The sequence below is a fragment of the Candidatus Omnitrophota bacterium genome (assembly GCA_021735655.1).
Taxonomy (GTDB): domain Bacteria; phylum Omnitrophota; class Gorgyraeia; order Duberdicusellales; family 4484-171; genus JAHKAJ01.
Genome location: JAIPGM010000001.1, coordinates 230,610 through 245,545, shown reverse-complemented (window position 1 = coordinate 245,545; position 14,936 = coordinate 230,610). Strand labels below are relative to the sequence as shown.

The 14,936-nt window shown below is 36.4% G+C and carries 13 protein-coding genes; 2 read left to right on the top strand and 11 right to left on the bottom strand.

What is annotated here, in order from left to right:
- Positions 1-11: 11 nt before the first annotated feature.
- From larC to K9L86_00410, 11 genes are all read right to left on the bottom strand, one after another.
- Complete coding sequence (larC, locus tag K9L86_00460; protein ID MCF7907339.1) at positions 12-1,193, bottom strand: nickel pincer cofactor biosynthesis protein LarC; 1,182 nt, start codon at positions 1,191-1,193, stop codon at positions 12-14.
- On the bottom strand, positions 1,190-1,936 hold the full coding sequence (gene larB / locus K9L86_00455; protein ID MCF7907338.1) for a nickel pincer cofactor biosynthesis protein LarB: 747 nt from the start codon (positions 1,934-1,936) through the stop codon (positions 1,190-1,192). The genes larC and larB overlap by 4 nt, the downstream gene beginning before the upstream one ends.
- Positions 1,926-2,786 (bottom strand): ATP-dependent sacrificial sulfur transferase LarE, encoded by an 861-nt coding sequence (gene larE / locus K9L86_00450; GenBank protein MCF7907337.1) that lies wholly within the window; start codon positions 2,784-2,786, stop codon positions 1,926-1,928. The genes larB and larE overlap by 11 nt, the downstream gene beginning before the upstream one ends.
- An 11-nt stretch (positions 2,787-2,797) precedes the next feature.
- Positions 2,798-4,093: an SGNH/GDSL hydrolase family protein gene (locus K9L86_00445; protein ID MCF7907336.1), complete on the bottom strand. Its 1,296-nt coding sequence runs from the start codon at positions 4,091-4,093 to the stop codon at positions 2,798-2,800.
- A gap of 150 nt (positions 4,094-4,243) precedes the next feature.
- On the bottom strand, positions 4,244-5,827 hold the full coding sequence (locus tag K9L86_00440) for an amino acid adenylation domain-containing protein (GenBank protein ID MCF7907335.1): 1,584 nt from the start codon (positions 5,825-5,827) through the stop codon (positions 4,244-4,246).
- 1 nt (position 5,828) lies between these two features.
- Positions 5,829-6,974 (bottom strand): acyl-CoA dehydrogenase family protein, encoded by a 1,146-nt coding sequence (locus K9L86_00435; GenBank protein MCF7907334.1) that lies wholly within the window; start codon positions 6,972-6,974, stop codon positions 5,829-5,831.
- Between the two features lie 27 nt (positions 6,975-7,001).
- On the bottom strand, positions 7,002-7,238 hold the full coding sequence (locus K9L86_00430; GenBank protein MCF7907333.1) for an acyl carrier protein: 237 nt from the start codon (positions 7,236-7,238) through the stop codon (positions 7,002-7,004).
- A 19-nt stretch (positions 7,239-7,257) separates the two neighbouring features.
- On the bottom strand, positions 7,258-8,301 hold the full coding sequence (locus K9L86_00425) for a hypothetical protein (GenBank protein MCF7907332.1): 1,044 nt from the start codon (positions 8,299-8,301) through the stop codon (positions 7,258-7,260).
- Positions 8,302-8,464: 163 nt separating this feature from the next.
- Positions 8,465-10,027: a glycosyltransferase family 39 protein gene (locus K9L86_00420; GenBank protein MCF7907331.1), complete on the bottom strand. Its 1,563-nt coding sequence runs from the start codon at positions 10,025-10,027 to the stop codon at positions 8,465-8,467.
- A 111-nt stretch (positions 10,028-10,138) separates the two neighbouring features.
- On the bottom strand, positions 10,139-11,638 hold the full coding sequence (locus K9L86_00415; protein MCF7907330.1) for a glycosyltransferase family 39 protein: 1,500 nt from the start codon (positions 11,636-11,638) through the stop codon (positions 10,139-10,141).
- A complete protein-coding gene (locus tag K9L86_00410) occupies positions 11,635-12,486 on the bottom strand; it encodes a glycosyltransferase family 2 protein (GenBank protein MCF7907329.1) in 852 nt (283 codons plus the stop codon). Before K9L86_00410 ends, K9L86_00415 begins: the two co-directional genes overlap by 4 nt.
- Before the next feature lie 216 nt (positions 12,487-12,702).
- Between K9L86_00410 and K9L86_00405 the strand changes: the two genes are divergently transcribed.
- Positions 12,703-13,749 (top strand): radical SAM protein, encoded by a 1,047-nt coding sequence (locus K9L86_00405; protein MCF7907328.1) that lies wholly within the window; start codon positions 12,703-12,705, stop codon positions 13,747-13,749.
- A gap of 22 nt (positions 13,750-13,771) precedes the next feature.
- Entirely contained in the window at positions 13,772-14,932 is a 1,161-nt protein-coding gene (locus tag K9L86_00400) for a nucleotidyltransferase family protein (GenBank protein MCF7907327.1), read from the top strand.
- Positions 14,933-14,936 lie beyond the last annotated feature (4 nt).

Genomic DNA, 14,936 nt, shown 5'->3' with positions numbered 1-14,936 from the left:
CAGCTAAGCCTTTAGGTTTCTTTTAAAACTTGATCAGCTATTTTCTTTACTTCGCTGTATATATTTTTAAAAGGAATATTTTCCTTTTGAGCAACTTGTTTACAAGATTCATATTCAGGAGCGATAGTCTTTATCCCTTCACTAGTCCGGCCAACTTTAACCGCAATCGGACCAAACTTTGTATCAATCATAGCAATCTTGCGTAAAAGTTTTCTCCGCTTAAAACCACGCATCCTTATACCAAAGGTAGTTGTTTCCGAGAATAAACAAGAAAGCATGTCGTCGAGCTTGCTAGGTTCGGTCAAAATACTTAAAGTTACTGCCGGCCGGTTTTTTTTCATAAAAATTGGAGTAGTGAAAACATCCAAAGCATCTCGGCTAAGCAATCTTTCTGAAATATAGCCTACTGCCTCGGGGCTCATATCATCTATGTTTGTCTCAATAAGTATTACTTCATCATTATCGTATATATTATCCTCCTCGGTTTCCCCTATAAAAATTCTTAAAAGATTAGGAATTGACAAATCTTTTCTTCCTCCGCCATAGCCTATTTTTTTTATCTCCATGTCTGGTAAGAGACCGAACCCTTTAGAAACTTTCCTTATAATGCAAGCTCCAGTAGGCGTAACCAATTCAGAGTCTATCCCTTTTGAATAAATCGGAATGCCTTTTAGCAAAGCTATCGTGGCCGGCGAAGGAACAGGCAAAGTACCATGCTGACACCTAACAAAGCCATCCCCGACATGAATCTTTGACGAATAAATACATTCAATACCTAAAAGTTTTATTCCTATAAAAGCTCCCACTATATCTACTATAGAATCAACTGCCCCTACTTCATGAAAATGTATTTTTTCTATATCTTGATTATGTATTTCGGCTTCTACCTTTGCTAACAACTCAAATGTCTCTCTGGATGATTTTTTTATATCAGCATCCAAATTACTTTCTCCTATAATCTTAAGGATATCTTTTAAGCTACGCTCGATTTTTTGTTTTTTTATGTCAACGCTGAATTTAGTACCTGAGATAACACCTTTTTTTACTTTCTCAATTTTTATTTGATAATCGGATAACTTTAACTTATTCAATTCTTTTCGCAAATCTTCAATATCTAACCCACAGTCCAAAAATGCCCCCAAAATCATATCCCCACTTATCCCACAAAAACAATCAAAATAAGCTATCTTCATTGTCGATTTATTATACTAGCAGCGTACCCTGCCCCAAATCCATTATCTATATTTACCACTGTAATTCCCGGAGCACAGCAATTAAGCATAGTAAGTAATGCCGAAAGTCCCTTAAAGCTTGCTCCATAACCCACACTGGTAGGAACAGCTATAACCGGCTTATCCACCAACCCTCCGACTATACTTGCCAAGGCCCCCTCCATTCCGGCAACAACTATAATCACACTGGCTTTAAACAGTTTTTGTTTATGTTTAAGCAACCGGTGTACACCGGCGACCCCCACATCATATACCTTTTGAACTTTATTGCCTAAAACCATGGCTGTAACCGCGGCTTCTTCGGCTACTGGAATATCCGAAGTACCGGCACTGACAACCAAAATAGTTTTTTCTGACTTTAACTTTTTATTTTTTCCAATAACTACTATTTTTGCCTGTTCATAATAAACAGCATTCTTTCTGATTCGTTTTATAGCCCTATAAACCTTTTTATCGGCTTTAGTTGCCAAAACACAAGAGTTAACCAAGGAAAGTTTTTTAACGATAGTTGTTACTTGGTTTAAAGTTTTCCCCTGACAGAATACGACTTCTGAGAATCCACAACGTAAATCTCTATGAGTATCCACCTTAGCAAAACCTAAATCCTCAAAAGGTAGAGACTTTAATGCCCGCATAGCTGAGGCTACATTTTTTTTGCCCGATTTTATATCCTGAAGTAATTTTTTTAGTCTTTTAGTATCCAAATTTATCCTCGCTCTTAAGCAGCTTATTCATACTGCCAGTTTCATAACCTGCCAAATCTAAAGTTACATAGAAAAAACCGATTTTTTTAAATTCTTCAACAACTCTGTCTGACAAACCAGCCTTAAAAAATAAAGAAATATCTTCCTTGGGAACCTCTATCCTTGCTATTGGCCCATGTATTCTTACTCTTAACTGGCTAAAGCCAAATTTAAGCAACACCCCCTCAGCCCGATCAACCTTTATTAATCCATCTTTGGTTATTTTAGTTCCGTAAGGGAATCTTGAAGATAGGCAGGCAAAAGACGGTTTATTCCAAGAGCTTAAACCGAACATCTTCGAAAGTATTCTGATTTCTTTCTTGGTTAGCTCGGCTTCTTTTAAAGGACTTCTTATGCCTAGTTCCTCTATTGCCTTTAGGCCCGGCCGATAATCAGACCGATCGTCGTGATTTGAGCCCTCAACAACATAATCTAAACTATGCTGTTTTGCTAAATCCAAAAGTCTGGAAAACAATTCTTTTTTGCAAAAATAACATCTTTGAGGTGAATTTTTAGAAAACTCTTCATTATCTAGTTCACGGGTATTAATAATAATATGCCTTATTCCCAGCTGCCTTGCCAATTCCTTAGCCTGCCTTGATTCCCGTAAAGGATAAGTTTCTGACTCTGAAGTCACAGCAACCGCCTTACTTTTTAGAACATCCTTGGCCACCTTGGTTAAAAGCGTGCTATCTACACCTCCGGAATAGGCTATTAAAGCACTTCCCATATCAGAAAAAATACTCTGCAGAGTTTCCAATTTCCTAAGTACAGCCCTATCCAAATCTTCAATATTTAAGGTTTTACTCATTTTGATAAAAGTCAAAAATATAAAATATTACTTTCCTTAATAAAGTCAGCTATTAATTCAGCAACTACCTTATTTCCCTCAGCTGATAAGTGAAGTGGACCCAAAAAATAATCTTCTAGGTCTACTTTTTTATTTTTGACTCTCTGAGATAACAAAGGCAGCAAGTCCAATGACAGAACATTTTTTTTACTAGCAAACCTGCTCACAAAAAGTTGTGGCCCTGACATGTTCTCAACATCATCAAATTGAGACGCTACCGGAAAAATAACTAATATTACCGGGACATTTCCACTTTTACAAAAATCGAATATTTTACCAAGATTATTTAAGGTAATCTCCCATGCATTTTTAATGTCCGGATCGTTTGCTTCATCTATTAGCTGGGTAATTTTAAGCCCTTCTTCAACCGGTACCATTTTTTCAATATCGCCGTTGAATCTTAGGTTAGTAACCGCCTCCTTTATGAAATATAAAATGCGGCTTTTGTTACTTAACCAATCAAATATCGTAATAGCCGAAGCTGCCAGCTGAGCCCCTTCGCTGTCGCCGCCGAATCGTCTCAAGCCAAGCTTCTCACTAACATCGGTTAAGGTAAAAGCGACTACAACTAAATCCGGATCATAGTTAATACCTTCTTTTGATAAATAGATATATTCCTGCCAGGGAGAATAACCGCCCACACCGGCATTTATTGTTTCAACTTTTCTATTATTATCTTCCTCTAAAATTTCCTCAACCTGACAGGGAAATGTTTGATCGTAGCTTTTCAAGCTAAAACCAAAAGTTATAGAATCGCCCAAATAAAGGATTCTTTTTGTATCAGCCGGTTTAGCGTAATCTAACTCGGGACCCCTTAAGCCTTTGGAATTTATCTTTACTATCGCTTCAGCCCATATAGATTCGCTATTTGGCCGTAATTTCCAGATTAAATCATCATCCCGCATTAAAATTGTCGGTTTTTGCAAAGCTAAAGGTTGAAAGTATAGTTCGAAAATAACTATCGGCAGCATTATCAACAAAAAATACCGCACTGGTTTAATTGCCATTATTCGATTTATATAACGGTTAAAAACCGGCAACATCTTTGCTGCCCCTGATATGAAAATCAACACCAAAGATATCGATAATAAATAAAGCCTGGTAAGTTTTATTTTCTCAACTGTAATTTCAGACAAATTTGGATTAGGATCTAAAGACAGAATTAATGACTTCTGATAAAATAAAAAAAGCAGTAAAAAGATGATACCTGTGCCAAAAATAAACTTTCCAGCTGCAGTAAAAAGAGACTCCTTATTGTAATCCTTCATAATAGCATGCCTTTAAAAAAGATTCGCCATCCTAGAATTGTTGATATATAAATTCAAGCGGAGGCTTTATAAAAAAATATAAAATATAGCTGATTATAAATATAATACCACAGAGAACAATTGTTACCATGAGTGTTTTATGGTTTTTTTTCATCTTCGAATTGTTTTCAATTTCTTCCTATCAATTTTTCCGGTAGAAAGCCGAGGTAACGACTTTTTAAAAAATATTTCCGCAGGAACCATATAGGAAGGCAACTGCCTGGAACAAAAAAGCTTTACCTTACTCTCAGAAACAGAATAGTTAGTTTTTAGGCTAATCACGGCTTTGATTCTGTCCCCAGCTGCATCAGCTGAGACTCCTACCACAGCTGCTTCTTTTATTCCCGGACATGAATGCAAAACTGCTTCAATTTCAGCCGGCTCAACCCGATATCCCCTTACCTTTAACATTTCATCATTACGGCCACAATAAAGAATATCTCCGTTTTTTCTAATTTTGGCCAAATCACCAGTTCTATATACCTTACTGGCTTTATTTAAAAAATTGAGCTTAATCATAGCTTTCTCGGTTGCCTGAGAATTATTCCAGTATCCCTGCATAAGTGTGGGTCCGCTAACACATAATTCGCCCGATTGACCGTTTTTAACAAGATTGCCAGCCTTATCAACTATGAAAATATATTGGCCGCGACAAGGACACCCTATCGGGATCGGTTTATCTACCTTAGGAATACGCTTTAAAAAATAACAAGTACAGACATTCGTTTCGGTAGGTCCGTATAAATTATAGTATTTAGCTCCCGGCAATATCTTCATTAGCTTATGCAGATGCTTTGGGGGAAATACCTCACCGGCGAAAATAATTCTTTTTAGGGCTGATAAATTCCTTTTCTGAAGATTACCGTAGTAAAGAAGCTTGATTAAAACCGAAGGTGTAGAATACCAAGTGCTAATTTTCTGGCTCTCGATAAAATCTGCCAAAGATTTAGGAAAAATTGATAAAGACTGAGGAACAATACAAATGGTCGCGCCGGCCTTTATGCTGACGAAAATATCAAAAATGGAAAGGTCGAAATGAAACGGAGACTGAGCCGCCACAATGTCGGCTTTAGTAATATTAAAATACTTATTGGCCCAATTTATGAAAGCAAGTGAAGCCCGATGACTAATCTCTACTCCTCTGGGTTTTCCGGTTGAACCAGAAGTATAAAGTATATATGCCGAGTTGTTGTCTTTTAATCTTCTCGACCTTGGGGAAATGCTAACATCTGAATTAAATATCTCCTTTTTAAAAACCATCTTAATGTCGCACCAATCCCTGCTACTTTCTTTTTTGTTGGCGTCAACTACAAATATATACTCTAGACTATCTATACCGCGTATTATTTTAACCAGAGATGGTAACTTTTTTGAAGAAGAAATCAAATATTTCAATGAACAATCCTTAACAATTAAGGTCTGCCTCCGGGAATTATCCAAAGGATCCAAAGAAACATAACAACCGCCCGATTTTAAAATACCAAATATAGCAATAACAGCATCAATCGATTTATCTATATATATTCCTACTCTGTCGCCAACCTTTAGGCCTTTATCGACTAAGCAAGAGGCCAACTTATCACTCAACAAATTCAAATCTTCATATGAAAGTTCTTCTTCGCCCTGTCTAATGGCAACTTTAAAAGGTTGACTCTTTGCGCTTTGCCGCAATAATGTCGGTAATCGGTATTCCATATTATAATCCGCTAAGACCGGCAATGATATTTTTTTGTATCTGCGATGTTCCCGAATAGGCAGTGCTCGCTAGAGCATCTCTCAATTCGCGCTCCAATTCATACTCAGTCATATATCCATATCCACCAAAGATATCCATGACACAGCGAATACTTTTAATATAAGCTTCGCTAAGATACAATTTTGTCATTGCTGAAGCCATTGATGCCGATTCTTTGCAGCTCTTAAGCCAAGCGGCCTTATGAAGAAGCAAGCGGCTTACTTCAAGGTTCGACTGGATATCTACAATCTTATTGGCTACGGATTGGTATTTACCGATTGGCTTGGTATCCAACTTTCTGGAATTTGCGTATTCTATGCAATATTTCAGCTGGCGATCCATAATACCTACACAATTAGCTAAAATAAAAACCCTTTCCCATTCCATGCTATCATTAAAAACCAAGGCTCCTGAACCTTTTTGACCGACTAAATTGTTTTTCGGTATCTTACAATTATTAAAAATCACTTCCGACATCGGACTGGTCCTAAGCCCCATTTTTTCGAAATTTTCACCTATAACTAATCCCTTGGTACCTTTCTCGACTAAAAAGCAAGATAAACCGGAGAATCCTCGAGACTTAGCGGTACGAGCGTAAACAATAAATATATCAGCCAAAGGGGCATTGGTGACAAAGATCTTGGTTCCGTTCAAAGTGTAATAATTATTCTTTTTAACAGCGGTAGTTCTAAGGGAATAGACATCCGAACCTGAACCGGGTTCAGTCATTGCATTTGCCCCAATTAAGCTACCGTTACAAAAACCGGGAAGTAATTTTTTCTTCTGGGTTTCTGTACCAAAATGATAAATCGGCGCCTCTGCCCCCCAAATATGGGCATTGATTGAAAATATAAGTCCATTATCTTTACATCCGTAGCCTATACCTTCCAAGATAGCTACTATATCAAGTAACCCAAATCCCAATCCACCATACTTTTTGGGCATTAACATGCCCTGGAGACCAAAGTCAGCGCAGGCCTTCCAGCCGTCTAAGGAAAATTTACCGTTCTTGTCCCTTTGAATAATATCATCATTGAGTTTGGCCGCCGCAAATTTTGTTGCCGCCCTTTTGAGTTCTTCTTGATTTTTACTCCAGGAAAAATTCATATTCCGAATCTCCTTTTTATAAAATAATTACCTATTAATCTTACGCTCTAAGCTCTTAACAATATTGTTTAAAGTATTAAAATTATCGATGCTTATTTCACTCATATCCATAGATAGATTAAATGTCTTATCAATGAAAGCGAGCAGTTTGATAAATCCCATAGAATCTATGATCCCTGTCTCAAATAGTAAATCATCATCTCCTAAACTACCCTCATCAAACATAAAATTGCTAATGATAAAGTTTCTTATTTTGTCCTTCAATTGTGACTCCTTTTTTTAGCTAAACAAAAAATACTCTTTGTAAAATAGCCTTTGCACAATTAATGTCCAAAGCGAAAACAATAAAACCGAAACTTACAAAACTAAATGTAAAAAAAATAGCCAACGGGTCCAGATAAGGCTTGACGGTCAAGCGACGAATCGCAGGATGTTTTCTTTTTATCTCCTGAAACCCATACCAGGTTAAAAGACCCAAGCCATGATAAATTCCTAAAATAAAAAAATTAAAGTTTCCTCCGTGCCATAACATAAATACAAGCATAGAAAAAAACACGCCAGCATAAACTTTTACACTGGAAGCCCGATGGCCGAAAAATGGAAAAAAGAAATAATCTCTTATCCAGGTATACACTGATATATGCCAATTTCTCCAAAATAAAGCTATATTTTTTTGAAAAAAGGGCTTTTTAAAATTCTCAACAATCCGGTATCCAAACAATCTAGCTATTCCAATAGCCATGTCAGTATAACCTGAGAAATCCATATAGATTCGTACAGCTAAACCGTATATAGACACCAACACCAGCAAACGCGAATAATTCTGCGGTGAATTAAGCAACGGCATTATCAATCTTGCTAAACTATCGCCGATAATGAATTTCTTAACCATACCGCAAATAATGCGAAATAATCCGTAATTGATATCGCCAAGGCTGGTGCCCGCGGAAATACTTTTCTGGGCTCTAGTTTGGGAATGAAAATTATGAAATCTTTCAACCGGACCAGCTAAAAATGTCGGAAAGAATAAAATATATAGTCCGAAATCACTAAAGGAACTCTCGGGCATATTCCTTCTATAAACCTCAACAATGTAATGTATGAGCCTGAATATTATATAAGAAATTCCTAAAGGTAAAACTATCCCCGGCATTGGTATTTTTGGCATTGATGCAAACCAAGATATCCTCGACATGCTAACAGCTAGTAGACCAATGTATTTGAAAAAGCAGATATTACCAACCAGCCAAACTAATAACAATTTAAGAATAATTTTTTTTCTTTTGTCGGTTTTACGCATTGAGGCTCCGCCGACATAAACTATCACTATATTGAAAAGAAAATAGAACGTATACCTTAAGCTAATGGACGCGGCAAACACAAGGCTCATTGCAAATAAAAATAAGCTTCGCCACTTTCGGGGCAGGCCGAACCAATAAAACACAACCATTAAAGGCAACAACGAAAGAAACAAAAACATAATCTACTGCTTACTCCTTAAACAAAACTGTTTCTTCTTTCAACTTAGACAAAACCTTATATTTTTTTAGAATATCTTTTTTTTCAAACCAATCCTGATTTCCTAAAACTATATAGTCGGCATCAGAAAAACTTAGCTCATCGTCCCTTCGTAAGTTTATTTTACCAGACAAAATATAGTCACTAAAAATGTCGTAAAAAACGAGCACTGTGCGGGCTCCGTGATTATTATAGCTTATGGTTACTTCCTCGCTACCGCTGATTTTACCCTTAATGTCGTTAATGATTCCTTTCTCGCTAACTGTTTCAGCGTAAGCATCAAAAGCCGGCGGACGAAAATAAGGAAGATGATACCCGAAAAAATCTCCGCAGAAAAAAGGTGTTTTATTGTAAGGAATTACCCAAGATATTATGAAAAAAACTCCTAGGCAATAAATAATTATTCCCCTCAACATAAATTTCTTTAAGTATTTACGCCTAAGACTATCAATTGACCAAGCAGAAATTAAAGCAATGAATACAAGAAACGGCAATGTGTAACGTGCCCATTTCATAGATATAAAAGTATAAATAAGATAAGGCACAATCAAACTTGCTAAGAAGAAGCCTCTTCGTTTCATTTTGTATCGCCAGGATAATATCAAGGCAATTACGAATAAGGCAAAAAGAACCCAAGATGTGTAGTTTAGCATCTGAGACGGGTAAAAAAACATATTACTTATACTAAATATCGGTATTTCCGGTTCGCTTAAAATAAACAAATTGTTCTTAAAAGAAGGATAAAGAAACGTAGCGTACTCACAAAAGCTTACCCAGGCTGATTGAAGCTTAGAACCCCAATATACCCAAAATAAAATAAATGTTACCGCCAAGCTAAGAATCAAGTTAAACAATGATTTGGATTTTTTTTCCACAGCTTTAGAAAATATTTTAAAAGTTTCCCAGCATAATGGCACCAGCAGGAAAAAAGCTATCTGCAGCTTAGCCCAAGTCGCGAGGCCCAGACTTAAGCCAAACAACAAAGAGTAGCCTCTCCGGGAAAAACTCTCAGAATACAAAATAAAACAAGTACACAAAGCCGTGAAAGTTGTCAACGGTAGGTCTAGTCCAAATTGCCGAGAAGAAAAATAAACAGAAGGATAAAAACTTATCAAAAAAGCAGCCAGCAAACCAGTCTTTTTGTTAAAAATCTTCTTCCCTAAAAAATATACAGAAATTATCAACAAGGAAAAAAATAAAAAATCTACATACAGCCTGATTGAAAAAAGCGAAAAGTGAGAAGGGACCAATAACCAAGAAATAAGATAGATAAGTGGCGGCCAAGCTATATGGCCGCTCCCTTCTCTAAACGTATAAAACATTTGTTTTATCTTACTAAATAACGATTGTTTGGATTCTGATATCCCCCTAAACAATATCTGGAATTTTGCGGCCTCTATCAAATGCCAAGCAGTGTCAACCCCGTCCGGAGTATCGTCAATTGCCAGCCATATAAAGTTATTTATAAAATGAAAAGACAAAATCATTATCAATGAAATTACTATAAAATGCTTCTTGCTAGATAAGGCTTTCATTGTTTTCGGTTAAGCTTTTGCTGTAAATGAGTCTCGTTTAATACAGTAATTCTCATTAGTCTACATATTTTATCATAACCCCAGCTAAATCATCAACAAAACACAGGCCTACTATGGGCTAATGACTTTCTTTGTATACTCCAATACCCACAAGCCATCAAATTCCCGGGAAGTTTTCAAGGTAAGATTTTCATCCATCCAATCCTTTACTATTTTTGAATGTTCATCCAAGCCACCGGTTCTACCCCAATCATTAAAAATAACCCAAATACGTTCAGCAGGTAAGCCTCTTATTTTATTATATGGAACTATAGTGGCTGTTTCCTGGATAGGCCTTTGCCAAGATGATTCCGACAAGCTCGGATCAAAAAACATATAAAAATCAGCTAATCTCCGCTGGCTATAATATTCCATAGAACGTATGGCCGAAGGATTAGTATAAGCAACAATATCACCCTCTCGGACATTGTCCTCAAGAAAAGTTATGGCCGGTTTAACCGGTTTTTTAAGATAAGTTCCGATATGATGCTTAAGCGGCGGATACATCCGATCCTGATAAAATCCGAAAATAGCAACTATCTGTAAAAAAACAAGAGAAATAAAAACAATGATTCTCCAGCGTCGAACCAAATAAAACAATCCCAAAGAAAGAAGAATATAAAAATAAGGACTGAACAACATCAGGCCCCGATCTAAATAAATTGAGAAAAAAATACTGGAAAACAAAAATATCAATAATATCGGAGCAAACGATAAACAAAAACAAAAAAATACCCCCTGGCAAATAGCCTTATCCTTTATTACTTTATATAATAACGCACCAATACAAACTAAAGTTATTAAACTAGCCACTAGATAAAAAAATCTGTTTCCGCTATAACCCAAAAGAAAATTCTCAAAACTAATAAGTAGTGCCCCAAGCTCTGGCTTAGGCACCCAAAAACCTAATTTTACAAAAGCAAACTTACTGATAAATCCCGGAAAATAAAACATAAATCCGGCAAGAACTATTAAAAAAGGCCATATTTCTTTAAGCTTGAATCTGACCCCCCGGAAGCAAACAAAATAGACCCCTTGAAAAAACAACAAAAACAAATAAAAGTAGTTTGTGTACACGCCAAGCAAAGAAATTACTACAAAGTAAACCCAAAATATTGTTTTTCTCTCATTAAGAGCCCGAAAAAATAAATAAGAAGAAAATATTCCCAAAAAAGTTACCAGGCTGTAATTCCTGGCTTCCTGAGCATACCAGAGGTGGAAAGGTGACAAGCCAATGATCAAAGCTGACAAAAGCCCGATCCTCCGGCTAAATATCATCTTTCCCAAAACATAGGTCCCTACGCAAGTAGCCAGACTAAAAATAGCAGAAGGAAAACGCAGGCTGAATTCAGACAAACCAAATAACTTTGACCAAAAATGAATAATAATCCAATAAAGAGGGGCGTTCCAACTGAGCAAGGGAGAACGGGCAAAATCAACCGAGTATATTTCATCATACCAAAACTCATGCCGGCTAAGACCATATACCCTAAGCAGAAAAAGAGCAAAAAAGAACAGAGAAATCTTTATCCAAAAATCACGCCGGTTTGTAATTCCGTTTTCGGTTTTCACAATTTTCTAGTCCAGAAATATTTATTAGTTAAAGCCAAATAAACCAACCTAGGAAAATCATATATAATCACAGGTAAAATTTTTCCGGCATACCTACCCAACCCCTCGTTTTTAGCTATTGTGTAGTAGCGATTGCGAAAACAAAGATACTGCCGGAATTTCTTAGGAAAACCTGAACTTTTTCCGATATGACAACAAGAAATAAAAGGAAAAAAGAATGATTGCCACTGCCTATTATTTGCTCGCCAGGCCAAGTCCACATCTTCCACTAAAAAAAAGAACTTTTGATCAAAGTATTCTCCACTTTCTTTTAAATCCTCAAGCATCGTCCGCCGATAAAGAGCGCAGGCTGAGCAGGCGCCGAAAACATAGATAGATTCATTGAATTGGCCGGAGTCAGTTTTCCCCTTCCCAAGATCATAGAATCTCCTCAACCAGGAAAGATGGATTCCACAGGAATCAATAGTTTTTTTGTCAGCTTGCAATATTTTTGGCTGGATTATTCCAATACGATCAGACGGCAGATCATCTATCAACTGAGATACTTTTAAAATAAAGTCATCTTCCAAAACCACATCACAATCAAGAGTCAAAACCCATTCTCCAGATGAGACTTCGATAGCTTGATTCCTAGCCCTACAAGCACCGAGATTTTCCTGATTTTTCAACAAAGTTACCTGAGGGTATCCCTCAGTTACAATAGCTGCTGTTTTATCAACTGACCCATTATCGACAACAATTACTTCTAAACCATCAGACAGATTCTTAATCAATGGTTGCAAACATTTTTCAATGTAAATTTCGGCGTTAAAAGCTGGGATAATCACCGATAATAAAGGTTTGCTCATAAATACTCAAGCTCTTTGTTAGATTCTACTAAAAACTTTAAAATTAGCACTATTATGAAAAATACTAGTGTATCTACCTGGGAATATATATTATATATACTTAATGACCATAACACAATAGCCTGTCTTAAGCCTAGAAATCCCCTTCAAAACCCTGTCTTTACGGGGCTAAAAATGATATAATAATTTTTAATTGTACTCATATTACATCACCTTATGTTTTCGTTAAAAAACAATCTACACTATCTTTCAAATTCTCACAATATGCTCCGCCTCCTAGGAATACTTTCCCGAAGCAGAGCTTTTACCGGACCGCTTAAGATAACTCTTGATATAACCAATAAATGCGACATGGCTTGCGAAATGTGTTGGTATCATTCAGGGGCGATATCCAAAAAAAAACCGGATCAGCATATCTCCTGTGATACATTTTCTGCCCTGGTTAAGCAATTAAAAACCCTTCAGGTAAACACTATTTTATTTACCGGAGAAGGTGAACCACTAATGCATCCCGATCTGTTTAAACTTATAAGCATAGCCGGTGAGCAAAAAATCAATGTTGAGCTAATGACCAATGCCTTTTATCTTGATAAAACTAATATAGCCAAGCTAATAGAAAAGGGTGTAAAAAAAATTCTGGTAAGTCTTCATTGCGCGGATGCTGAAACTTTCCAAAGGATCAGGCCCTCCAGAAACAAAAAAGATTTCAATACTTTATTAAACAATCTCTTCCTGATAAAGTCCCTAAAAGGCAAAAAACGATACCCTCTCTTGTTTCTGGTAAACGTAATATCTAATCTTAATTACCACAATGCTGCCGAGATGATCGCTCTTAGCCAGAAATTATCGGCAGATAAGCTGCTGTTTAAACCTCTACTTATGACTCCGGAACTAAATAAAAGACTTATTCCTCCGGAGTCTGAGCAGGAAGAATTCGTGGAAAAAATCTCAAGCATTTCCAGTAAGATAAAAATTCCCAACAATATTAAAAGTTTCTTAAATTTTGCCAGTGGTAACAAAATACCTCAGAAAATTCAAAGCCAGACTAAACAAAAACCCTGCTATCTGTCTTGGGTTCAATCAGTTATAACTTTAGAAGGTGAAGTCTTAGGTTGTGTTTATGCCGAAAAAAAATCACTCGGAAATATAAATAAGTTATCTTTTAAGGATATATGGTATGGAGAAAAATACCGGACCTTTCGTAAAGGAAAATCCTGTCCGGAAGAATGCCCGGGCAAAACCATTTATCCTTTATTTTTATAATACTAAGTTTAATTACTACAAGATGAAAACTGAAGAAAAAATAATCAAATACCTAGCGAAGGAAATAGTCTATGGAAACCAACGTGATCTACTCCTAAAAAGCCTCAAAGCAGAAAACATACACGGAAAAAACCTAGGTTATGCTATTTTTTACCATGAGCTACCTCACTTTCTTCAGGTTATACTTAAAGAAAATTCATACCCGATACCGAAAGGCTTTGAACAACTTTATAAAAAGTTTTATTGCTTAAAAATTTTTAACCATGAAAATCTATGTATTGAATTATCAAATATACTCAAAGAAGCGGAAAAATCCGATACCCTAATTATTCCGATTAAGGGCTTTTCTTTGCCTGATAAATACTACAAGCATTTTGGGATACGTCCTTCATCAGACATAGACCTGTTCACCACTGAAAAAAACTTTGAAAAAGCAACTTTTCTTCTTCTGGCCATGGGCTATAAAAAGGAATTTCTCGGATCTGACGAAGCTTACTGGCGAAAGCACCAATGTCACCTCTCTTTCACTAAAGAAACTAATGGCCAAGCTACACTAGTCGAACTGCACTGGGCTTTAGATTGCAATCGCTTTAAGCAAAAAGTATTGCCTGATGCATGGAATCGCCTGCGCCTAATCCAAGGCCCAGGATACTCCTTTAGAGCTTTAAGCGCCGAAGACACTATTCTAAGCCTTGCCTTACATCAGCGACGGTTCGGAAAAATACTTAATTTAAAATACATTTGTGACTTGGGGATTATCCTAAAAGAGGAAAATCTTAACTGGGAATATATCTTAAAGGCAGCTGAACAAGAAAAAGCCAAAGCAAGCCTCTACCTTCTATTATATCAAATGCAATTCGTTTTGGATGTCGACCTTAAATTTTTCCTGAAAAAACTTAAAGTGCCTGGTTGGCAAAAATATTTAATATCTTCTATCGTGCAGCGCTTTACCTACACCCCAGTAAGAATGGAAAATCTACCTTATATCTACACCCTCTGTCAATTTATCTATTACGACACCATAAGCTACCCCTTAAAATACATTTTAACCGTACCACAGGAACAATTTGCTAAGTATTATTCTCTGCCCCAACGTTGTGTAACAACAGCTAGAAAATACCACCTAAGAATTTTCTATATACCCTATAGACTTATAAAACACATTTTCAAGATGATTTTTTAAAAGC

Excerpts from the sequence above, each read along its gene's own strand:
- larC (MCF7907339.1), bottom strand. The coding sequence starts at position 1,193 with ATGAAGATAGCTTATTTTGATTGTTTTTGTGGGATAAGTGGGGATATG.
- larE (MCF7907337.1), bottom strand. The coding sequence starts at position 2,786 with ATGAGTAAAACCTTAAATATTGAAGATTTGGATAGGGCTGTACTTAGG.
- K9L86_00445 (MCF7907336.1), bottom strand. The coding sequence starts at position 4,093 with ATGAAGGATTACAATAAGGAGTCTCTTTTTACTGCAGCTGGAAAGTTT.
- K9L86_00440 (MCF7907335.1), bottom strand. The coding sequence starts at position 5,827 with ATGGAATACCGATTACCGACATTATTGCGGCAAAGCGCAAAGAGTCAA.
- K9L86_00435 (MCF7907334.1), bottom strand. The coding sequence starts at position 6,974 with ATGAATTTTTCCTGGAGTAAAAATCAAGAAGAACTCAAAAGGGCGGCA.
- K9L86_00420 (MCF7907331.1), bottom strand. The coding sequence starts at position 10,027 with ATGAAAGCCTTATCTAGCAAGAAGCATTTTATAGTAATTTCATTGATA.
- K9L86_00410 (MCF7907329.1), bottom strand. The coding sequence starts at position 12,486 with ATGAGCAAACCTTTATTATCGGTGATTATCCCAGCTTTTAACGCCGAA.
- K9L86_00405 (MCF7907328.1), top strand. The coding sequence starts at position 12,703 with ATGTTTTCGTTAAAAAACAATCTACACTATCTTTCAAATTCTCACAAT.
- K9L86_00400 (MCF7907327.1), top strand. The coding sequence starts at position 13,772 with ATGAAAACTGAAGAAAAAATAATCAAATACCTAGCGAAGGAAATAGTC.